This is a genomic window from Micromonospora sp. RTGN7 (assembly GCF_033804645.1).
Taxonomy (GTDB): domain Bacteria; phylum Actinomycetota; class Actinomycetes; order Mycobacteriales; family Micromonosporaceae; genus Micromonospora.
Window position 1 is genome coordinate 17,393 of the sequence record NZ_JAPZLF010000019.1, and the last position, 22,860, is coordinate 40,252.

At 74.7% G+C, this 22,860-nt stretch carries 9 protein-coding genes; 8 read left to right on the forward strand and 1 reads right to left on the reverse strand.

Annotated elements, in window-relative coordinates; all coding sequences use genetic code 11:
- Positions 1 to 59: 59 nt before the first annotated feature.
- Complete coding sequence (locus tag SNR22_RS23375) at positions 60 to 1,256, reverse strand: cytochrome P450 (RefSeq protein WP_320068792.1); 1,197 nt, start codon at positions 1,254 to 1,256, stop codon at positions 60 to 62.
- A 131-nt stretch (positions 1,257 to 1,387) separates the two neighbouring features.
- Between SNR22_RS23375 and SNR22_RS23380 the strand changes: the two genes are divergently transcribed.
- The 8 genes from SNR22_RS23380 to SNR22_RS23415 all read left to right on the forward strand — a co-directional run bounded on the left by SNR22_RS23380 (position 1,388) and on the right by SNR22_RS23415 (position 22,854).
- Positions 1,388 to 2,134 carry a thioesterase II family protein gene (locus SNR22_RS23380; RefSeq protein ID WP_320068793.1) on the forward strand — a complete coding sequence of 249 codons (747 nt, stop codon included), beginning with the start codon at positions 1,388 to 1,390 and terminating at the stop codon, positions 2,132 to 2,134.
- Positions 2,135 to 2,158: 24 nt separating this feature from the next.
- Positions 2,159 to 4,525 carry a M28 family peptidase gene (locus SNR22_RS23385; RefSeq protein WP_320068794.1) on the forward strand — a complete coding sequence of 789 codons (2,367 nt, stop codon included), beginning with the start codon at positions 2,159 to 2,161 and terminating at the stop codon, positions 4,523 to 4,525.
- Between the two features lie 154 nt (positions 4,526 to 4,679).
- The gene (locus SNR22_RS23390; protein WP_320068795.1) at positions 4,680 to 6,122 is read left to right on the forward strand and encodes an MFS transporter; all 1,443 of its coding nucleotides are present in this window, start codon (positions 4,680 to 4,682) and stop codon (positions 6,120 to 6,122) included.
- 34 nt (positions 6,123 to 6,156) lie between these two features.
- Positions 6,157 to 9,309 (forward strand): amino acid adenylation domain-containing protein, encoded by a 3,153-nt coding sequence (locus SNR22_RS23395; protein WP_320068796.1) that lies wholly within the window; start codon positions 6,157 to 6,159, stop codon positions 9,307 to 9,309.
- The gene (locus tag SNR22_RS23400; RefSeq protein WP_320068797.1) at positions 9,306 to 10,076 is read left to right on the forward strand and encodes a thioesterase II family protein; all 771 of its coding nucleotides are present in this window, start codon (positions 9,306 to 9,308) and stop codon (positions 10,074 to 10,076) included. The genes SNR22_RS23395 and SNR22_RS23400 overlap by 4 nt, the downstream gene beginning before the upstream one ends.
- 24 nt (positions 10,077 to 10,100) lie before the next feature.
- Positions 10,101 to 15,158 (forward strand): non-ribosomal peptide synthetase, encoded by a 5,058-nt coding sequence (locus tag SNR22_RS23405; RefSeq protein ID WP_320068798.1) that lies wholly within the window; start codon positions 10,101 to 10,103, stop codon positions 15,156 to 15,158.
- Positions 15,155 to 20,533, forward strand: a complete 5,379-nt coding sequence (locus tag SNR22_RS23410; protein ID WP_320068799.1) for an SDR family NAD(P)-dependent oxidoreductase — start codon at positions 15,155 to 15,157, stop codon at positions 20,531 to 20,533. The genes SNR22_RS23405 and SNR22_RS23410 overlap by 4 nt, the downstream gene beginning before the upstream one ends.
- A complete protein-coding gene (locus SNR22_RS23415; RefSeq protein ID WP_320068800.1) occupies positions 20,530 to 22,854 on the forward strand; it encodes a lantibiotic dehydratase in 2,325 nt (774 codons plus the stop codon). The genes SNR22_RS23410 and SNR22_RS23415 overlap by 4 nt, the downstream gene beginning before the upstream one ends.
- Positions 22,855 to 22,860 lie beyond the last annotated feature (6 nt).

A 22,860-nucleotide genomic window follows, 5' to 3' on the forward strand; every position in this document is an offset into this window, starting at 1 on the left:
TCGCGTACAACTCGGAGGGTCGGCGGCGGCCCCCACCACCGGGCGGATGGTCCGCTCGCTTAGCGGCGGGCCACCACCGAGGTGGGCAGGTAGGAGAAGCCGCGCTGGTGCGGGGAGTGGACACGCCGCGCCGCCGCCATGTCCAGGTCGTAGTCGGCGATCAGCCGGCCGGCCTCCGCCAGCGCCACGGTGATCTCCACCTGGGCGAGTGCGGCACCCAGGCAGAAGTGCGGGCCGTACCCGAAGCTGATGTGCTTGCCGCCGTCACGGTCCAGGACGAACCGGTCCGGATCGTCGAAGGCACGGTCGTCCCGGTTGGCAGACGCGGGCAGCAGCGCGATCCGCGCGCCGGCCGGCAACCGGGTGCCGTGCAGGTCCGTGTCGGCGGTCAGCGTCCGGGCCATCATCTGGCTGGGCGAGTCGTACCGCAATGTCTCATTGCCCCACTCGCGGGCGCGGCCGTCCAGGCCCGCCCGCCGGACATCCGGCATCCGCCAGGCGTGGTACCAGGCGTTGCCGATCAGCTTGCCGGTCGACTCGTTGGTCGCGCTGACCAGCAGGAACAGCAACGCCACCAGTTGCGAGTCGGTCAGCGGCTCGTCGTCGATCCGGGCCGCGATGAGCGCGGACGTGAGGTCGTCGCCAGGCCGGCGCCGCTTGTCATTGATCAAACCGACGTAGTGCACGGCCAGCCGCAGCCCCGCCCCGACGGTCTCCCCGGATCGGGTCTCGCTGCCGTCTTCACAGTGGTTGAGCAGGTCGTTGTCGGCGCGGATGAGCTCGCGGTCGGCCGCCGGGATGCCCATCACCTCGCACATCACGTCGTTGGGCAGCGTCGCGGCGAACTCGCCGGCGAAGTCGAACTCGCCGCGCTCGACCAGCGGTTCCAGCCGGGCGCGGGCGAGCTCCCGCACGCGGGACTCCATCGACTGCACCCAGCGGCCCTTGAAGACGGCACCCATCAGCCGGCGCATCTTGCCGTGGTCCGGCGGATCCATCGCCAGGAAGCTGCTGGTCTTCGCCGAGTCCGGGCCCCACAGGTCCGACTCCAGCGAAATGCCGTTGCGGCTGGAGTACAGCCCGGGACGGCGCAGGGCGTCCAGCACGTCGTCGTACCGCGAGAGCGCCCAGAAGTCCCGCTCGTCGTTGCGGTACAGCGGGGCGTGTTCCCGCATCCAGGCGTACGTCGGGTACGGGTCCTCGTGGATCCGGTAGGAGAACGGGTCGTAGACCGTCAGTACCTCGGACTCTGCCACGCTGTCGAATCTAGGAGCCGCCGGGCGGCCGGTCCTGTCGCCGGTTTCGGTGGCTGGTCGCACGTGAACCGCCGTCGTCCCTGCTTTTGGCGACTGCAGGCCACGCCCGGCCGTTCCTACCCTCCAGCGTTATGGCGACCCTCATCCGTCGGAACCCGTGGCTCACCGCGAAGCCGTCGGCCACCGCCACCGCGCGCGTCTTCCTCATCCCGTACGCCGGCTGCGGTGCCGGGCTGTACCGCAACTGGCCAGCCCGGCACGCCGCGGTTGACCTGGTGCCGGTCGAGTTGCCCGGCCGGGAGACGAGGATCGCCGAGCCCGTCGCCGCCACGTTCGAGGAGCTGGCCGCGGCGATGATCGAAGGGCTGCGGCCCTACCTCGACGTTCCGTTCGCCTTCTTCGGCCATTGCTGGTCGGCGCTGGCCGCGTACGAGGCGACCGCCCAGTTGCAGCGAGCCGGCGGCCCCAGGCCCGCACACCTGGTCGTCTCCTCCCAGGTGGCGCCGCAGGACGGGCCGGTGGGCCGGATGCTGGGCATGACCGACCCGGAGATGGCCGAGGAGCTCACCACGACGATCCAGGCCCTCGGCGGTCAGCCGCATCCCGAGCTTGTCCGGCTCTACACCGACGTGCTGCGCGCCGACGTGGAGGCGAGCCGCCGCTACGTCGTGCCGGAGCCGCTGCGCCTGGACTGCCCGATCACCGCGGTCGGCTGGACCGAGGACAGCGAGGTGCCGGCCGACCGGATGGCCGGCTGGAACGCGTGCGGGGACACCGACTTCGTGCTGTTCGCGGGCCGGCACCACCGGTTCATCGACGCGCCGGGCGAGCTGCTGCGGCTGCTGTCCGCGCCCCTCGCCGCGGCGACGGCCGGCTGACCGGGCGACGCGGAGGAGACGACGATGACGCAACAGCGCTACCGCGAGGACCGTACCGATACTGCCGCCGTGCCCGGCGGCCCGCCCGCCCGGCCGGCGGACGCCGCGGCGAAGCGGTGGCCGACGTGGGTGGCGCTGGCCGTGCTGGTGATCGCCGGGCTGCTGGCCACGCTGCCGCTGCGTACCCCCGCCGCCCGACCCGCATCGGCGCCCACGGACACGTTCTCCGCCGCGCGGGCGATGGACCTGCTCGACGGGATCGCCTCGACCCCGCACCCCACCGGGTCCGCCGCCCAGCCGCAGGTACGCGAGAACATCATCGGTCGGCTGCGCGCGGTCGGCCTCCAGCCACAGGTGACCACCCGCACCGGCCAGGCGCCCAACGAGCTCACGACGCTCGGCACGATGTCCGTCGTGCACGCCCGCATCGCCGGCACCAGGCCGACCGGCACGGTGCTGCTGGTCGCCCACTACGACTCGGTGCCGACCGGGCCGGGCGCCGCCGACAACGGTGCCAACATCGCGGCGCTCATCGAGATCGCGCGGGTGCTGCGTGCCGGGCCTGCGCCGCGCAACAACATCGACATCCTGCTGACCGATGGGGAGGAACAGGGTTCGCTCGGCGCCGACGTCGTACTGCGGTCCGGCCTCTACCCGGACCCGACCCAGGTCGTGGTGGTCAACGTGGAGGCCCGCGGCAACTCCGGGCCGGTGGTCATGTTCGAGGCGCTGGGTACCGGCCTCGACCCGGCGATCCGGGCTTCCCGGGCCGTCACCACGTCGGCCGCCTCGGAGGTCTACCGGCTCCTGAACAACGGCACCGACCTGACGGCGCTGCACGACGGCGGCATGCGCGGGCTGAACTTCTCGTTCTTCGGCGACGCGTGGCGCTACCACACCGCCCGGGACGAGATCTCCGCCATCCAACCCCGGACCGTGCAGGACATGGGCGACGTGATCCTGCGGACGGCCCGGGAGCTGGGGGCGGCCGACCTCGGCGTACGCGGGGGCGAGTCCACGTACTTCAGCATCTTCGGGCTGCTCGTCTCGTACCCCGGCGGGCTGGTGCTGCCGCTGGCCGTGCTCGCCGTGGCGGGTGTGCTCGCGCTGGGGTTGTGGCAGCGTCGGCGTGGCCTGTCCCCGCGTGGCCTCCTCCGCGCCGCCGTGACGTTCCCGCTGGTGCTGATCGTGGCACCGGTCCTGGTGTGGCAGGGCGCCTGGTCCGGGCTGATCGCGGTGCGCCCCGACATCAGGCTGACCCATGGCCAGCTGCCCGGCCTGGTCCCGTACGCGCTCGCCGAGCTCGTCATCGTCGCAGTGGCGGTGATCGCCTGGTACCGCTGGGTGCGGCGCCGCGCCCGCCCGGTGGAGGTCGCCACCGTGGTCGCCGGCTGGTTCGCGCTGATCGGGCTACTGCTCGCCGTCCTCGCACCGGGGACGGCGTACCTGGCGACCTGGCCGGCGCTCATCGGCGTCGCAGGACTTGCCGTCACGCTGCGCTTCGCCCGGGCCGGCGCGCTGCCACCCGCCGCCGGCATCTACGCCCTGGCCGTACCGACGGCGGTGCTGCTCACCCCGGTCGGCGTGCTCCTGGTGCCGGCGCTCGGGCTCGGCCTGCTCGGCGTGCTGCTCGTCCTCGCCGCGTTGTTGGGCGCGGCGGCGGCCGGGGCGGCCGAGCTGCTGCCCCGCCGCCGGGCCACCACCGCCGGACTCGCCGCACTCGCGCTGGCCGCGGTGGCCGCGTTCGCCGGTGCCACCGTGTACGACCGCGAGCCCCGCCCGGGCGCGCCGCACCCGGTCAGCCTCGGCTACCTGCTCGACGCCGACCGCGGGGCCGCCTTCTGGGTCAGCGACGGCGGCCCCGGCCAGCCGGCGGTGGGCCCGCTGCTGACCGCGTCGCCGCGCCGGTTCGACGACCAGATGCCCCAGCTCGGCACCGGCGCGCTGCACAACGGCCCAGCGCCGGTGAGCGGCGCGGCGGCCGATCCGCAGGCGACCACGCCGGAGGTCTCGCAGAGCGGCGACATCCGCACCGTACGCGTCCGACTGTCCGCCCCGGCCGGTGTCTTCCAGCTGGCGGCCTTCGTCGACACGACGAACCACCGCCCGGTCGACGTCACGGTCGACGGTGTCGTGCTGCCCACCGAGGACACCTTGCCGGATGTTGGCGGCGGTTGGCACTGGGGCTTCCTGTACATCGCACCCCCGGCCGGCGGGGTCGAGGTCGTCCTGCGTATCCGGGGCAGCGGTACCGTACCGGTCCGCGTGGTGGCCATCAGCGCCGGGCTGCCGGACGTCGCAGGCGCGCCGGTACTCCCCTCCGACCTGCACTGGGCCCGCTGGCCGTCGCTGGCCGGGCAGTCGTTCGTGGCCCGCACTTTCCGGTTCTGACGTGCGGTTCCCTTGTTTGTGGGACATCCGGTGGCACCCGGCCGGTGGTTAGTTTCTCGATGTGGCGGCGACGGCCCGGGCTGGGCGCCGTCTCTTCCGGCCGACGAGTCCCGGCCCCGCGGGCCCGGCCGCCATGGCGAACGGAGCAACCTCCATGGGTAAGTTCACCGCCCTCGCGCTCGGCCTGTTGACGTCTGTGCTCGGATCGGCGCTCACCGGGCTGGCCCTGGGCGTCTGGGTCTTCCAGCAGACGGGTTCCGCCACCCAGTACGGCGTCACCCTGCTGATCAACCTGCTGCCCGGTGTCCTGTTCGCGCCGCTCGCGGGTGTGTTGGTGGACCGGTTGAGCCGGTGGGCGATCCTGGTCGTCAGCGAAGTGGTCTCCGCCGTCACGGTGGTGGCGCTGGCCGGCCTGTTCCACGCCGGTGTGCTGCAGCCGTGGCACATCTTCGTGGCGGTCGGCATCCAGTCGCTGGTCCGCTCGGTGCAGATGCCGGCGCTGAGCTCGGCGGTCGTGCTGCTCGCCCCGAAGGAGCAGATGGGACGCGCGAACGGGCTGCTCATGCTGGCGCAGGCGCTCGGCAGCACGGTCGGCTTCGCCGGCGGCGGCGTGCTGCTGCTGGCCATCCGGCTCGACGGCGTACTGCTGGTGGACTTCGCCACGTTCCTGCTGAACGTCGTCATCCTGGCGTTCGTACGGATTCCGCGCCCGCCCCGCCCCGCCGCCGAACCCGGGGCGGCCGACGGGCTGCTCGCCGAGATCCGTACCGGGTGGCGGGTGCTGGGCACCCGGCGTGCCCTGCTGACCCTGCTGCTGTTCAGCATGGCGCTCAACGTCAGCCTCGGATACGCCGACGCGCTGCTGACTCCGCTCGTGCTCTCGTTCGCCTCGGCCGCCTCGCTCGGCCTGGTGGTGGCGTGCATGGGCGTCGGGGCGGTGGCCGGCAGCATGGCGCTGGCGATGTGGGGCGGCCCGCTCCGGCGGATCAACGGCCTGGCCGGGTTCGCCCTGCCGTTGGGCGCCTTCCTCTGCCTGGGCGCGCTGCGCCCGAGCGTGCCGCTGATCCTCATCGCGGCGCTGGGCTTCACCTTCTGTTTCACCATCGTCGACGGCACCACCCGCAACGTGCTGCAGCTCGAGGTCGAGCCGGCGGTGCAGGGCCGGGTGTTCGCCACCTACAACATGGTCAGCGGCGCGGTGCTGTCCGTGTCCTACCTGCTGGCCGGGCCGCTGGCCGACCGCATCTTCGAGCCGATGCTGCGTACCGGCGGCCGGCTGGCGGGTTCGGTGGGCACGGTCGTCGGGACCGGGCCGGGTCGTGGCATCGCGCTGCTCATGCTGTTGGTCGGCCTGCTCATGCTGGTCACCGCAGCGCTCGCGTACGTGCAGCCGAGCCTGCGCGGCCTGTCCGACCGGCCGACCGGCCGTCCGGCCCAGGACGACGCTGCCCAGGACGACGCTGTCCAGGACGACGCTGTCCAGGACGACGCTGCCCCGGCCGCCGAGACCGAGCCGGTGCCGGTGCCCGCCGAGGCGGTGACCGTCCCGGTGCCCGGCCGCGATGACGACACCGCGCGCGTGTCCCGCCGGGGCTAGCCGCCGTACCACCGACAGCGAGAGCGAGGGTTGAGTGAGCACGTTCGTCCAGCAGCCAGCGGGCCCCGGCGGCGGTGACCTCGGTCTGCCCGCGCCGGCCGAGCCGCTGCGGCCGGTCGGTGCCCGGCAGCACGCGTTCTGGATCCTGCAGCAGCTCGCGCCGGACTCCGCCGTCTCCAACCTCAGCATCGTGCTGCGCACCACCCGACAGCTGCGCTGGTGGCCGCTGCACGCGGCGATGAACCACCTGGTCGCCCGGCACTCGTCGCTGCGCACCCGGTTCCCCGCCGCGGCCGGGGTGCCGCTGCGGCACGTCAGCGCGGCCGACGACGTCACGCTCACCGTGGAGGTCGGTGCCGCCACCGAGGACGACCTCACGCAGCGCCTGCACGCGGCGGCGCGCCGGCCGTTCGATCTGACGGCCGAGCTGCCGGTGCGGGTGGACCTGTTCCAGATCGCCGGGGGAGGCAGCGCGCTGCTGCTGGTCGTGCACCACGCGGTCAGCGACGCGATGTCCCTGGCGATGCTCACCGACGAGCTCGCCCGGGTTTACGACGCGATGGCGGCCGGCGGTGCCGTCCCGGATGAGCTGCGCGACCCGGTTCACGAGCCCGCCGAGACGCCCGGCTCACCGCAGGACGTACGGTTCTGGGCGGAGCACCTACGCGGCGTGGACACCGCGCTTCTGACGCTTCCCGGCGCCCGGCCCAGCCCTGCCCGGCCGACCTTCGCCGGCGGCACCATGGTCAGCCCGCTCGCGCCGGACACCCGTTCGGCGATCGATTCGCTGCGCCGCGTCCTCGGCAGCACCGAGAACCTGCTGCTACTCACCGCGTTCTACCTCACTCTGTTCCGGCACGGGGCCGGTCCGGACCTGGTGGTCGGCGTGCCGGTCACGGGCCGCTCGACCGCCGGCGTCACCGGGCTCGGTTTCAACGTCAGCACGCTGCCGCTGCGGGTCTGCGTGGATCCCCGGGCCAGTTTCGCCGACCTCGCCCGGCAGGTACGCGACGTCTTCCTCAACGGCGTGCAGCACGCCTCGGTGTCGGTGGAGGAGATCCTCACCGGCCTCGGGCATCACTCCCCGGACTGGCGGGTGCCGCTGTTCCGGCACCTGTTCAACTACCGCCCCTGGGACGATAGCGACATTTCGATCGCAGGGGAGCGGCCGGTCTCCCCGACGATCGAGCGCGACGAGAGCCGGCTCGACATCCAGCTCACCATCCTCGGCGGCGACCGGGGCCAGATGATCACGAACTACAGCACCGAGGTGCACGACCGGGCCGAGGTGTCGGCGCTGCTGGACCGCATGGAGCTGCTGCTGCGCGCCGCGGCCGAGGATCCGCGGCGGCCGGTGTCCGAACTGGACATGCTCACCGACGCGGAGCGGGCGGTGCTGGCCGCGGTCAACCACACGGCCCGCGACGAGTTCACCGGCCGTACGGTCGCCGAGCGCTTCTTCGCACACGCGGCGACCGATCCCACCGCGGTCGCCGTGATCGACGAGGCCGGCCCGGTCACGTACGGCGACCTGGCCGCGACCGCGCGTCGAGCCGCTGCCCGGCTGCGCGCCGAGGGGGTACGCGACGGCGACATCGTGGCGCTCGCCCTGCCGCGTGGCTCCGCCCTGGCCGCCGCCGTGCTCGGCGGGTGGGCGGCCGGCGCGTGCTACCTGCCGGTGGACGCCAGCCACCCGGGGCAGCGGCTGGCTACCCAACTGGCCGACGCGCAGGCCCGGTTCGTGGTCACCGACGGCACGCCGCTCGAGGTCGACGTACCCGCGCTGAACTGGGAAGACCTGGCCGCAGGCGAGCAGGAACCGGCCGCCGCGCAGCCGGCCGCGCCCGCACCGGAAACCCCTGCATACGTCATCTACACCTCCGGCTCCACCGGGACGCCGCGGGGCGTGGTGGTCGAACACGGCAACCTCGCGAACGTGGTGCTCGACTTCGCCGAGCGGCTCGGCGTCACCGCGGGGACGGCGGTGCTCTGGTCCACCACGACCGCCTTCGACATCTCCGGGCTGGAGCTGTGCATGCCGCTGGCCACCGGCGGAACTGTGGTGGTGGCCAGCGCCGACGCGCAGACCCGTCCCGCGCAGCTGCTGGAGCTCGTGGTCAAGCACGACGTCGCGGTGGTGCAGGCGACCCCGACGTTCTGGCGGCTCGCGGCCGGCGAGGTGGACGACGAGCTGCGCGGCCGTACCGTCCTGTGCGGCGGCGAGCCGATGTCCGCAGCCCTGGCGGCCGACCTGCTGCGTACCGGCTGCCGGTTGTTCAACGTCTACGGCCCCACCGAGACCACCATCTGGTCGACCGTGGCGCGCATCGACGGCACGCCGGCCGACCCGGTGCCGATCGGCGGCCCGCTGGCGAACACCACGGTGTTCGTCACCGACGAGTACGGCTCCCCGCTGCCGCCGGGCATGCTGGGCGAGCTGTGCATCGGCGGCGCCGGGGTGAGCCACGGCTACCTGCACCGGCCGGAACTGACCGCCGAGCGTTTCCCGTCCTCGGCGGCGTACGGGCGGTACTACCGCACCGGCGACCTGGCCCGGTGGCACGCCGACGGCACCCTGGAGCTGTTCGGCCGCAACGACCGGCAGGTGAAGCTGCGCGGACACCGGATCGAGCTGCCGGAGGTGGAGGCGGTGCTGCGCGCCCACCCGGACGTGCTGGACGCTGCGGTGGTGATCACCGGCGACCCGCAGACCGACGCCGAACTGCGGGCGTTCGTCCGGGTGGCGCCCGGCACGACCATCCCCGAGCCGGCGCTCGCCGGCGAGCTGTGGCCGTACCTGAGCGAGCGCCTCCCGTCGTACGCGTTGCCGTCACGGCTGCGGGTGCTGGCGGAGTTCCCGGTGAACCCGAACGGCAAGACCGACCACGCGGCGCTGCGGGCGCTCGACCTGTCCGAGGCGCCGGCCGGGCCGCCCGCGCCGGACGACGACGGACCCGATCCCGATCCGGAGCTCACCGCCCGGCTCACCGAGCTCTGGCGTGACCTGCTGCACCGGCCGGCGCTGGGCGAGGCGGACCACTTCTTCCTCAACGGCGGGCACTCGCTGCTCGCCGCCCAGCTCGCCATCCGGGTCGCGGACATCACCGGGCAGCCGGTGCCGCTGCGCATGGTCTTCGACCATCCCACCGCGCGCCGGCTGTCGGCGCACCTGGCCGGGCAGCGATGAGCGCCGTGGAGACGCCGGACAGCACGACGCACGGCTGGTTCCTGCGGCTGGAACGCCGGGACCGGGCCCGCGCCCGGCTCGTCGTGTTTCCGCACGCCGGCGGTGGACCGGGAGCCCTCGCCGACCTCGCTGCCCACCTGCCGGACGACATCGAACCCTGGGCGCTGAACCTGCCCGGCCGGCAGGCACGGCTGCACGAGGCGCCGCGCACCGATGTGGAGCGGCTGATCGCCGACATCGCGGGGGACCTGGCGGATATCCCCGGCTACCGGGCGTACTTCGGATACTGCGGCGGGGCGCTGCTGGCGTACCTCGCCGCACGGGCCGCCACGCCGGACCGGCTCTTCGTCGGCTCGTTCGCCGCCCCGGACGTGGCGCCGCTGCCGCGGCGCCTGCACCAGCTGCCCGAGGACATGTTCTGGGATGCCGTGCTGGATCAGGGCGGGGTGCCGCCCGAGCTGGCGAACCCGGACCTGCGCCCGGTCTTCGAGGCGGCGCTGCGTGCCGACTTCGCCCTGTACGCGGCGTACTACCACCGCCGGACCGCGCCGCTCGAGACACCGGTGACCGTGCTGTACGGCCGCGACGACGACCAACTGACCCGCGGCGGCCTGCTCGGCTGGCGGCGGCACAGTACGTCGCGTCCCGAGCTGTGCGAGCTGGAGGCGGGTCACTGGCTGGTGGCCGAGGACCCGGCCGGGGTGGCCGCGCGCCTGGCCGCCCGGATCCACGACGACGTCCACCCCGCCGCCGGGGTGCCGGCGTGACGGTTTCGGCAGGAGGCGACGGCTGTGATCAGCGAAGTTGACCGGGACGGCGCCCCGACGTGGCCCGTGTTGTCCGGCGAGGCCATGCCGGTCGACGCCGCCGAGGGCGTGCCCGGGCTGATCCGCCGCCGGTACCCGGCCGACCGGGACGTGGTGGTCTGCGCCGACGAGTCCGACTCGCTCACCCTGCACCAGCTGGAGGTGCTCAGCGACATTCTGGCCGAGCGGCTGCGGCGGGTCACCGACGAGTCCGGCCCGGTCGTGCTGCGGCTGCCCCGCTCGGTGCGCCGCGCGGTCGCGGCCCTCGGCGTGCTCAAGGCCGGGCGCGCCTACCTGCCGATCGGGCTCGACGAACCGGCCGCCCGGGTGGCGAGCATGGTGCGCCGGGCCCGGCCGGTCGCGGTGATCGGCGACGGCACCGCACTGCCCGAGCTGCCGGTGCTCGCGGTGCCAGAGCTCACCGAGCTGCCCGCCGACGGGGGTGAGCCGGCGCCGCTCGCGTCGGTGCCGCCGGAGCAGCCGGTGTACGTCATGTTCACGTCCGGCTCGACCGGCGAGCCCAAGGGCGTCGTGCTCGGCAGCGCCGCACTGTGCAACCGTCTGCTGTGGATGCAGCGGCGGTTCCCGCTCGGCCCCGACGACCGGGTGCTGCAGAAGACGCCGTACACCTTCGACCCCTCCGGCTGGGAGGTGTTCTGGCCGTTGATCGCCGCCGGGCGCTGCGAGTTCGCCCCCGAGGGCGCGCACCGCGACCCGGCGCGGCTGGCCGGGTTCATGGTCCGGCGCGGGATCACTGTCTGCCACTTCGTGCCGTCGATGCTCGCCGAGTTCCTCCGCACCCCGCAGGCCGGCCGGATCACCACGCTGCGGCACGTCTTCTGCAGCGGCGAGGCGCTGCCGGCACCGCTGGCCCGCGCGGCACTCGACCGCTGGCCGGTGCGGTTGCACAACCTGTACGGCCCGACCGAGGCGGCCATCGACGTGACCTGGTGGGAGGTGCCCGCCGGGCTGCGCGCCTCGGACCCGGTGCCGATCGGGCTGCCGGTGGACAACACCGTGTTGGCGGTCGTCGGCGACGAGGGCCGCCCGGTGCCGCCGGGTGAGCCCGGCGAGCTGTGGATCGGCGGCGTCCAGCTGGCGCTCGGCTACGCCGGTCGCCTCGACCTCACCGCTGCGGCGTTCCCGGTGGCCGGCGGCCGGCGCTGGTACCGCACCGGCGACCGGGTGCGGCGGGACGAGGCGGGACTGCACTATCTGGGCCGGATCGACGACCAGGTGAAGATCGGCGGGGTACGGGCCGAGCCGCTCGAGGTGGAACGCGTGCTCGCCGACCGGCACCCGGACGTGGCGGTCGTCGCCGTACCCGACCCGGCCGGCACGGTGCTCGTGGCGGCGCTCTCCGGAGATGCCGCGGTGGACGACGACGAACTGCGCGCTCACGCGGCTGCGCATCTGCCCGCCGCGCTGCGCCCGGTCGCGTACCACCGGCTGGCGGGCTTCCCGTTGGGCACCACCGGCAAGCTGGACCGCCGCCGCCTGGCGGAGCTGGTCGGCGCCTGGTGGGGGCACCGCGACACGCCCGGCACCGGCGGTGACGAGTTGCTCTCCGCCTGGGTGAGCGCGCTGAACCCGGGTGGCCCGGTGGACGAGCGGGCCGGCTTCGTCGCCGCCGGCGGCAGCTCGCTGATCGCCATCCGGCTCATCCACGCCGTCCGGGAGGCGACCGGCGTGCAGCTGAGCGTCGGCTGGTTCCTGGAGGAGGACGTCTCCCTCGCCCGGCTGCGCGAGATCGTCACCGCCTCCGCCGGCACGGCCCCGGCGGCACCTGGCCCGGACACCGCCGCACCCCGTGGCACCTCCCCGCTGGCGCCCGAGCAGCGGCGGCTGTGGCTGCTGGGCCGCCTCTACCCGGACTCACCCGCCTACAACGTCACGGCCGTCGTGCGGTTCGCCGGCGCGATCGACGCCGCAGCCCTGCGGCAGGCGCTGGAGGCGACGGTACGCCGCCACGACATCCTGCGGGCGTCGGTCGGCACGGACGCCGCGGGTGCGCCGTTCCTGCGCTACGAGACCAGGCCGGTCGTGGAGCTCGCCGTGGACGCGGCTGCCGAGCCGCTCGAGTCGGTGCTGGACGACTACGCGCGCCGGGCGGCGACCGCGGTGATCGGCGAGGAGCGCGCGCCGATGATGCGCGCCCACCTGCTGCGCCACGCGACCGGTGCGCAAGCGGCGCTGGTGCTGGTCTTCAACCACCTGGTGGCCGACCAGGAGACGGTCGACATCGTCCTCGCGGATCTCGCCACGGGGTACGCGGCGGTGCTGCACGGCGAGCAGCCGCCGGACACCCCGGCGCCCAGCTATGCCGCGTACGCCACGGCGGCGCTTGCCCGCGAGGGCGGGGAGCGGTGGGACGCCGACCTGGCGTACTGGCGGGACCGCCTCGCCGGCGCGCCCCCGGAGCTGCGGCTGCCGTTCCGGCTGCCCCACCCGGTGCAGCGCGACTTCGCCGGCGACGCGCAGACCCTGCGGCTGGGTGCGCCGTTCCGCGAGCGCCTGGGGGCGTACCTGCGGGAGCGCAACGCCACCGCGGCCGGCTTCTTCCTCGCCGTGTTCGGCACGGTGCTCGCCGCCTGGTCCGGGCAGGACACGGTGGTGATCGGGTTGCCGAGCGCGCACCGGCGGTCGGCCGCCGAGCGCGGCCTGGCCGGGTTCCTCGTCGACACCCTGCCGATCCGGCTGGACCTGGACGGAGTGCGCACCTTCGACGACCTGCTGCGGCACACCCGTGGCCGGTACGCCGAGGCGATGGACCACTCGACCCCGCCGTTCGACGCGGTGGTGTCCGCGTTGCCGGCGCCGCACCGGGCGCAGCGCGACCGGGTGTTCCAGGTGTGGTTCAACGATCTCACCGGAGCCAGTCCGGTCCCGTCGTTCGCCGAGGTGAGCGCCGAGCCGGTGCTCGCACCGGTGCACGGCGCCCTGTTCGACCTCGGTCTCTATCTGCACCGCGACGGCGACGGGCTGGCCGTGCAGCTGGTGCACGCGCTGGACGCGTTCCCGCGCGCGGTCGCCCGGGAGATCCTCGCGCAGTGCGCCCGGATCGCCGAGCGGATCCTCGACGAACCCGGTGCCGCCCTCGTGGACCTCGACCTGGTCACCGACCGCGCGGTGCTGCCCCAACCGGACCGGGCGCTGCGGCCCGCCGGTGCCCGTACCGGGCTCTGCGACGACCTGGCCCGGGTGGTGGCCGCGACGCCGGACGCCGTTGCGGTCGCCTCGCCGCGCGGTGAGCTCACCTACCGGCAGCTGGGGGACCGCGCCGGGCGCGCCGCCGCGGCCCTCACCGCCGCCGGTGTCTCCAGCGGCGACATGGTCGCGGTGTACGCCACCCGGGACGCCGACCTGCCCGTCGCGGTGCTGGCCGGCTGGCTCGCGGGCGCCGGGGTGGCCCTGATCGACGCCACCCTGCCGGACGGCCGTCGGCGGGCCGCCCGGGACGCGGTGGCCGCCCGGGTCACCGTGGGCACCGGCGCGGAGGCAGCCGAGGGGACCCGTACGGTCAATGATCTGGTCGCCGCCGGCCTGCCCCCGGTGCCGGCGGTCGCCGCGGCCGGCCTCAGCCACGTGCTCTTCACCTCCGGTACCACCGGCACGCCGCTGGCGGTGGCCGTCGCGCCCGGGCCACTGCGCGACTTCCTGCTCTGGTACACCGACACCTTCCGCCTCGGCCCGGCCGACCGGTTCGCGCTGCTCGCCGGCCCGGGACATGACCCGGTGCTGCGCGAGATGTTCGCCGCGATGCTCTCCGGTGCCCGGCTGGAGGTGCCGCCGGCGGACGTGACCGCGGACGCCGGGCAGCTGCTGGACTGGCTGGCGGACCGCCGGATCACCGTGCTGCACGCCACCCCGGCGCTGCTGGAGCTGCTCGTTCGCGTTGGCCGGGACGTACCGCACCGGGCCCGGCTGGACGCCCTGCGGCTGGTCGTAACCGGTGGGGCACCGCTGGCCTGGGGGCTGGTGCGCCGCTTCCGGGCGCTGTCCGGCGCGGAGATCGTCAACGCGTACGGGACCACGGAAACCCCGCAGATCGCTTCGTGCCACCGGATCACCCCCGGCGACGACGGTGCCGGCCTCCCCGACGGCGCGCAGGTGCCGGTGGGTGCCGGGGTCGCCGGGCAGCAGTTGCTCGTGCTCACCGGGTCCGGGCGGCTCGCCGCCGTGGGCCAGCGCGGCGAGGTGGTGGTCCGTGGCCGCAACCTCGCCGCCGGCTACCCAGGCGACGGGCCGGCGGACCGGTTCGGGACCGACCCGGAGCCCGGCGTGCGGACGTTCCGCACCGGCGACCTGGGCCGGTACGGCCCGGACGGGTCGGTGTGGCTGGACGGGCGCGCCGACCGGCAAGTGGCCATCGACGGCCACCGCATCGAGCTGGGTGAGATCGAGGCGGGCGCGCTGCGGCATCCGCTCGTGCGCGAGGCTCTCGCCGCGCCGGCGGTCCGCGCCATCGGGCCCGTGCTGACCCTGCAGGTGGTAACGGCCGGCACCCTGGCGGAGGGGGAGCTGCGCGAGTTCCTGCGGGGCCTGTTGCCGGCGTACGCCGTACCGGTGTCGGTCGAGGTCGTCGACCGGCTCGGCGTGAGCCGCAACGGCAAGCCGGTGCCGGCCGAGCCGGCCGGGCCGCCCCCCGCCGATTCCGCCGACCCCGCCGACCCCGAGGAGCCAGCAGCGTCATCCGGTGCTGCGGCTACGGACGCCGAGCGGGCGCTGACCGCGATCGAGGAGACCATCCGCGGCGTCCTCGGCCGGCCGATCGGCCCGGACGAGAACTTCTTCGACGCCGGGCTCACCTCGCTGGCACTGGTGCAGCTGCACGAGGTGAGCACCCGCGAACTCGCCACCGCGCTTCCGGTGACCGCGATGTTCGCCTACCCCAACCTGCGTGCCATGCGCCGCTACCTCAGCGGCGGCGAGGCGGCGGCACCGGCCGTCCCGGTCCGGTCGGCCGGCGGTGCCGTGCGCCGCGTCGGCAACGCCCGTCGTGAGCTGCGCAAACGGATCCGATCCGAAAGTGAGCGGCCATGAGCGAGCTGTTCGAACCCATCGCCGTCGTCGGTATCGCCGGCCGGCTGCCCGGCGCGCGCGACGTGCGCGAGTACTGGCGCAACCTGGCCGCCGGGCGGGAGTCCATCACCGCGCTCAGCGACGACGAGCTGCTGGCCGCGGGCGTACCACGGGCCCGGATCGACGACCCCGCGTACGTCAAGATGGCCGGCCTGGTGCCGGGGGTGGACACGTTCGACGCCGAGTTCTTCGCCATGACACCGCGCGAGGCGGAGATCTGCGACCCGCAGCTGCGGCTCTTCCTCGAGGTCACCCACGAGGCCATCGAGGACGCCGGGTACGACCCGGTGCGGATGGCCCGGGATGTGGCCGTGTACGGCGCGTGCGGGCCCAGCCGCTACGGCGACCTGAACGTGTTGGCCAACCCCGCGTACGGGTCGGACATGGGCTTCATGGTGCTCAACAACATCGACTATCTGACCACGCTGGCGTCGTACAAGCTGAACCTGCAGGGGCCCAGCATGGCCGTGCTGACCGCCTGCTCCAGCTCCCTGACCGCCGTCCACCTGGCCTGCCGGTCGCTGCAGCTGGGCGAGTGCGACGCCGCCGTCGCCGGCGCGTCCAACGTGGAAATTCCGTACCGGATGGGCTACCGGTGGAGCCCGGGCGACGTGCGCTCGGCGGACGGGCACTGCCGCCCCTTCGACGCGTCCGGCACCGGCACCATCTTCACCAGCGGGGCCGGGGCCGTGCTGCTGAAGCGGCTCGGCGACGCGATCAGCGACGGCGACCACGTCCGGGGTGTCATCCACGGCATCGGCATCAACAACGACGGCTCCGACAAGGTCAGCTTCAGTGCCCCGAGCGTGGCCGGGCAGTCTGCCGCGATCGTCGACGCGATGGCGATGGCCGGCTTCGGCCCGGACGACATCGGCTGCGTGGAGATGCACGCGACCGGTACGCCGCTGGGCGACCCGATCGAGGTCGACGCGCTGGCCCGGGCGTACCGCCGGCTGGCCGGCACCCCGCTCGCACCGGGCCGGATCCCGATCGGTTCGGTGAAGGGCAACATCGGCCACACCATTCCGGTCGCCGGCATCGCCGGACTGCTCAAACTGCTGCTGTCGCTGGAGCACGAGCAGATTCCGCCGACCGTCAACGTCGCCGCGCCCAACCCCCGGCTGGAGCTGGACCGGACCCCGTTCGTGCTCAACGACACGCTTCGCCCGTGGCCGCGCTCGGCCGGTGCGCCGCGACGCGCCGGGCTCAGCTCGCTGGGCATCGGCGGGACGAACGTGCACCTGGTCGTGGAGGAGGGGCCCGCACCGGTCCGCATCCCGCAGCTCGACCGCCCCCGCGTGGTGATCTGGTCCGGCCGGGACGAGGCCGCGGCCGCCGCCAACCGGGCCGCCCTGGCCGGGTGGTTCGCCGAGTCGGGCGAGGCCGGCTACGCGGAGGCCACCGCGACCCTGCAGCAGGGGCGCACCGCCCACCCGGTGCGTGGCGCCGTGCTCGGCGCGAGCGCCGGGGAGGCGGCCCGGCTGTTGACCGGCGGGGCGGCGGCCGGTGACCGGGCGCTGACCGGCGGGCCGGTCCCGGCCGAGGCGCCCGAGGTCGTCTTCGCCTTCCCCGGCCAGGGATCCCAGCACGCCCGGATGGCCGCCGGCCTGTACGGCACGTACCGGGTGTTCACCGAGACGATCGACGAATGCCTGGACGAGCTGGCCCGGCACGGCGCCGACCTCACCGGCCTGTGGACCGCCGGCGATCCGGGCGAGGCCCTGAACGAGACCACGAACACCCAGCCGCTGCTGTTCGCCGTCGAGTACGCGCTGGCCCGGCAGTGGATGCACTGGGGCGTCACGCCGGCGGCCGTGGTTGGCCACAGCGTCGGCGAGTTGGTCGCGGCGACCGTCGCCGGGGTGCTGGAGCTGCCCGACGCGCTGCGCCTGGTCGCGCTGAGGGGCCAGGCGATGCAGCGCCGGCCGCGCGGCGGGATGCTGGTGGTCGCGGCCGGGTCGGAGCGGCTGCGCCCGCTGCTGCCCGACGGCACCGGGGTCGTCGCCGCCGTGGCGAACGCCGCTGACCAGACCGTCCTTGCCGGGCCCGCCGACGAGCTCGCCCTGGTGGCCGCAGAGCTCGCCGCGGCCGGCGTCCGGACCCGCCCGCTGCGTACCTCGCACGCCTTCCACAGCCCGGCCATGCGTCCCGCGGCCGGCGAGTTCGAGACCGGTTTCGCCGGGGTGACCCTGCGGCCGCCCCGTACTCCGGTCTACTCGGCGGCCACCGGGGCACTGCTCACGGCGGAACAAGCAGTCCGGCCCGAGTTCTGGGCGGGACAACTTGCGGATCCGGTCCTGTTCGGCGCCGCCCTCGACGCCGTGGACGCGGCGGGTACGGGCGGCGGTGGCCGCATCGTGCTGGAGGTCGGCCCGGGCCAGGTGCTGTCCGGGTTGGCCCGGCGGCACCCCGCCGCGCGCGCCGGCCGCTGGCGCGCGCTGTCGTCCCTGCCCCGCCCCGGCGAGCCCGGCCGCAGTGAGCCCGGCCGCAGTGAGCCCGGCCCCAGCGAGCTCGGCGACGACGAACGGCACCTGCTCGGTACGGCCGCAGAGCTGTGGGTGGCCGGTTGCCCGGTGGACTGGTCAACGGTGTACCCCGACGAGCGGCCGCAGCGGATCTCGCTGCCCGGATATCGGTTCCAGCGGCGGCGCCACTGGGTGACGCCGGAGACCGGACCGGCGGCACCGCAGCCGGTTGGTCCCGTGGCGCCGGCACCCGCCCCGACGGTCGAGACGGCGAAGGCCGAGGCCCCGGCCGGGCCGTTCACCGTTCCGGGCTGGGTGGAGACGGCCCGACCTGCGGCGAGCCTCCCCGTACCGCCGGCCGCGTCCCTGGCGCTCGTCCTGGTGCCGGAGGGCCGGCAGGCGGCGCTGCCGATCGTCAACGCGTTCCAGCAGGCCGGATATGAGGTGTGCCGGGTGCGGCCCGGCACCACCTTCGGCGAGCACGCGGGCGAGTTCACCGTCCCTGCCAGCGACCTCGCCATGCACCTGGACGAGGTGATGCGCCGGCTCGCCACGGCCGGCCGCACCCCGGCCCTGCTCGCGCACGCCTGGGCGGTGGGCACCCCGCCCGCCCGCACGGACCTGCGCGACGAGCTCGACCGGACGTACTTCGCGCTGCTCGACCTGGTGCAGCGGGCCGGACGCGGGCCGGTCGACGGGCGGCTGCCCGCGCTCGTGGTCCTGACCGGCAACGCGGTCGACGTCTCCGGCGCCGAACCGGTCGTGCCGGCCCGGGCCGCGCTGATCGCCGCGGCCCGTGCCTACCGGCTGGAGTCGCCGGAGACCGCCTGCCGGGTGATCGACGTGGGCCGGCTGCGCACCGAGGAGGAACTCGTCGCCGAGCTGCGCTGCGCCACGACTGACCCGGTCGTCGCGCTGCGCGGCACCCGCCGCTGGCTGCCGGTGCACCGGCCGTGGTCGCCGCCGCCCGCCACCCATCCGGTGCTGCGGCGCAACGGTGTGTACGTGCTGACCGGCGGCCTCGGCGGGCTGGGCCGGGCGGTGGCCAAGGGGCTCGCCGGAACCGGGCTGCGGCCCGCGCTGGCGTTGCTGTCGCGTACCCCCGTGGACGCCGCCGACGACCTCGCCGAGATCGAGTCGCTCGGTGCCCAGGTGCGGACCGTCGCCTGCGACGTGGCCGACCCGGCCGCGCTGCGGCGGGCGCTGGACGAGGTCGCCGCCGCCTTCGGCCCGGTCAACGGCGTGTTCCACCTGGCCGGCCTGGCCGGGGACGGCATGCTGCAGTTCCGTGGCCGGGACGCCGCCGAGCGGGTGCTGCGCCCCAAGACGTACGGCACCGTGGCGCTCGCCGATGTCCTGGACGACCGGCCGCCGGTCGACTTCGTGGTGTGCTTCTCCAGCCAGGCGGCGCTGACCGGGATGGTCGGCGGGGCCGACTACGCGGCGGCGAACGCGTTCCTGGACGCCTTCGCCGCCGGTCGCCCGGGCTGGCTGAGCATCGACTGGCCGGGATGGACCACGGTCGGGATGGCCGGCGGCGGCGTCCTGGAGAACCTCGCCGCGGCCGTACGCGACGCCCGCGCGGGCCGGGCCGGGTTGTCCGGTGCCGTGCCGGACGGCGTGCCGTACCACGAAACGGTGCTGTCCGCGGCCACCCACTGGGAGCTGGACGAACACCGGATCAGCGGTGCGGCTGTGCTGCCCGGCACCGGCATCCTCGACCTTGTGCTGCGGGCGTACCGGCGGGCGCTGCCCGGTGACGGCGGCCCGGTGACCCTGCGCGACTTCACCTTCGTCCATCCGCTGTCCGGCGACGCGCCCCGGTGCACCCGGGTGTCCTTCGAACCCGACGGGGACCGCGCCTGGCGGGTACGAGTGGTGTCCCGCCCCGCGGAAGAGGACGGCGACGGCGGCTGGCAGGACCACGCCTCCGGCATGCTCACCGCCGGCGGGCCGGCGCCGCGTACCGTGCCGGTCGCGGAGTTGATCGCCGGACTGGCCGAGGTGGCGCCCCCGTCCATGCTGCCCACCCCGGACGGGTCGTTCCTGTTCGGACCGCGCTGGCACAACATCGCGCGGATGTGGGAGGCCGGGCGGACCACCGTGGTCCGGCTGGCCCTGGCGGCCGCCTTCGCCGCCGAGACGGCTGAGTACCCGCTGCATCCGGCGCTGCTCGACACCGGCACGGGCGTGCTGCGCCGCAGCCGTCCCGGCGAGCTGATCGTGCCGTTCACCTACCGGAGCCTCACCTGGTACGCCCCGCTGCCGTCGCAGCTGTACAGCCGGCTGCGTACCGCCGAGGGCGAGGACCTGGTCGCCGACGTCGATCTGGTCGCGGACGACGGCACGGTGGTGGTGGCCGTCGAAGGGCTGCGCATGCGCCCGGCCCGGCCGGACAGCTTCGGCGAGGGGGACGAGCCCGCCGGAGACCCTCCGGCGGAGACCGGCCTCGCGCCCGACGAGGGGGTGCGGCTGCTGCTGCGCCTGCTGGCCAGCGACACGCCGGCGCAGGTCGCCGTGGTACCGCACCACGACGGCCGGCCCGCCGCCACCGAAGCGGTACCGGTGCCGGCTGCCGCCGGTACCCAGCCGGCGGAACAGTCACCGCCCGCGACGACCACGCCCACGGCTGCGGCACCGGCGGGCTCCGTGCAGGACCGGCTCGCCGACATCTGGCGGCAGGTGCTCGGCCGGTCCCAGGTCGAGCCGGAGGACGACTTCTTCGAGCTCGGCGGCGACTCCCTGATGGGCGTCACGCTCACCGGCCGGATCCGCGACACGTTCGGGGTGCACATGAGTATCGGCTCGCTGTTCGACTATCCGAATTTGGCCGCGCTCGCCGCGGCACTGCGGGAACAGGGTGCACGATGACCGGGGCGCCGGAACTCGTCGAGCTGGCCCCCGGCTGGTCGCTGTGGCCGACCGCCGCGCTACGCAGCGCGGGCCTGCCGATCGAGCTGCTCGGCCCGTTCGCCGTGCCGGACCTGCTCGCGGAGCCGCCCGGCGAGCAGCGCAACGCGGCGATCCGCCGGGCTGCGGCCGGTGCGGCGGCGGCCGTGGTCCGCGACGACCGGTTCCGCGAGGCGCTGGTGTGGCAGAACCCCGAGCTGATCGACACCTGGCTCGGCGCCTACGCCACCCGGCTCGCCGACGAGGACTCCGCCCAGCTGTCCAACCGCGCGTACCGCGAGGTGGTGATCGCCCGGTACGCGCAGCGGTACTGCGCGAAGAACGAATCGATCGGCTTCTTCGGCCCGGTCGGCTGGGCCCGCCTCACGCCGTCCGCGACCGGCCTGCAGATGGACGGGTGCGGCGGCATCCGCCGCCGCACGGTCAGCCTGGAGACCTGGGCCGTCAAGGCGCTGGCCGATGCCTGGCGGCGCGACCCCCGCATCCTCGACGACCTGCCGGTCCGCCTCGACCCGGCGACCAGTTGGTCCGGTGACGTGCTGCGGCAGCCCCGCCGCACCCCGGTGCCCTGCGACGGGTTGACCGCCCGGCTGCTCACCGCCGTCGACGGGCACCGCCGCTGCGGCGAGGTGCTGGCCGTCGCGGCCGTCGCGGCCGGCTGCGACCCGGTGGACGCCCGCGCGGAGCTGCTGCGGCTGGACGAGGCCGGGGTGGTCCGGATCGGGTTCCGGGTGCCGTATGGCGACCAGCCCGAGCAGTACCTGCGCCAGCAGGTGGAGCAACTGCCGGCCGAGCGCACCCGGGCCGAGCTGCTGCGCCGGCTGGACGACATCGGCGAGGCGCACGACGGCGTGCCCGCCGGCCGCCCGGAAGAGGTTCGCGCCGCCCTCGGCGAGCTGACCGGCCGCTTCGCCAAGGCGGGCTGGGAGGCGGCGGGGACCCGGCGGTCCGCGTACGCCCGGACGCCCGCCTACCTGGACGCGCGCCGCGACACCGACGTGCGGATCGGCGGCGACCTGCTGGAACCGCTCCGGGCACCGCTGGGCATCCTGCTCGACAGCGCCCGCTGGCTCGGCGACGAGGTGGCCGCCGCAGTCGACGAGGGACTGCTCGACCGCTACCACCGGCTGCGCGGGCGGCGGGCCGAGGTGACCCTCAGTGATTTGCAGTTCGCCGCCAGCGACCTGCTCGCCGCGGACGGCCCGCTCGCGGCCACCGTGCGCACCGACTTCCAACTGCGCTGGGCGGAGATCCTGCCGCCGGACCCGACCGGGGAGATCCGGTTGACCAGCGCGGAGGTCGGCCCGCTGGCCGGTGCGCTGTTCCCGGCTGCCGGTCCGCGCTGGGCCGCCGCCCGACAGCACAGTCCCGACCTGCTGCTGGGCCGGGCCGCCGACGGCTCGCTGCGGTGGGTCCTCGGCGAGCTGCACGTGGCGCTGAACACGCTGGAGAGCCGGGTGTTCCGCACCCAGAGCGACGACCCCGAGGAGCTGGTCCGGCTCACCGCCGCGGACATGAGCGACGGCCGCGTCGTCCCGCTGTACCCGCCGGACGCGCCGGAGGCGACCGCGCGGACCTATCCGCCGCTGGCGCTCGACCCGCCGGGCCTCTACCACTACTGGTCGTACGGTTCGGACGACGGGCATCCCGACGGCGCCGCCTCGGTGGCCGGCACCGACGTGCTGGTCCGCGAGCGTGACGGCGAACTGGTCGGCGAGGTCCGCGGGCGCGGCTGGTCCGCGCCGGTCCTCGAGTTCTTCGGCGAGTTCCTGACCGCGACGGCGGTGAACCTCTTCCAGCTGCGGGCCCGGCGGCCGCACCTGCACCGGGTGTTGCTGGACGACGTGGTCGTCGCGCGGGAGAGCTGGTCGTGTCCGATCGCCGAGCTACCGGTGCCGCCGCCCGGCCGCAAGATCGCCGACCGGGGCTACCAGGAGCTGCGGGAGTGGGCCGCCGCGCTCGGCATGCCGCGGCACGTCTTCGCGCGTACCCCGCTGGAGAAAAAGCCGTTCTATGTGGACTTCGACGCGCCGTTGCTGGTCGGCAACCTGATGCGCGCCGTACGCCGGGTGGTCGCCGAGGCGGCGCCCGGTGACCCGCCAGCCACGCTCGACCTCGTGGAGATGCTGCCGCGGCCGGACGAGCTGTGGCTCACCGACGCGGCCGGCCAGCACTACACCGCCGAGCTGCGTGTGGTGGCCGTGGACGACCGCCGGGTGCCGCCCGTCGTGCGATTCGAGAACTCGCCAGGATCCACCCCGACCCGGCGTGAGTGGAAATGAGGCCGG

What these genes read in the sequence shown, in the direction of transcription:
- SNR22_RS23410 (WP_320068799.1), top strand. Translation starts at nt 15,155, where the DNA reads ATGAGCGAGCTGTTCGAACCCATCGCCGTCGTCGGTATCGCCGGCCGG.
- SNR22_RS23390 (WP_320068795.1), top strand. Translation starts at nt 4,680, where the DNA reads ATGGGTAAGTTCACCGCCCTCGCGCTCGGCCTGTTGACGTCTGTGCTC.
- SNR22_RS23400 (WP_320068797.1), top strand. Translation starts at nt 9,306, where the DNA reads ATGAGCGCCGTGGAGACGCCGGACAGCACGACGCACGGCTGGTTCCTG.
- SNR22_RS23385 (WP_320068794.1), top strand. Translation starts at nt 2,159, where the DNA reads ATGACGCAACAGCGCTACCGCGAGGACCGTACCGATACTGCCGCCGTG.
- SNR22_RS23415 (WP_320068800.1), top strand. Translation starts at nt 20,530, where the DNA reads ATGACCGGGGCGCCGGAACTCGTCGAGCTGGCCCCCGGCTGGTCGCTG.
- SNR22_RS23380 (WP_320068793.1), top strand. Translation starts at nt 1,388, where the DNA reads ATGGCGACCCTCATCCGTCGGAACCCGTGGCTCACCGCGAAGCCGTCG.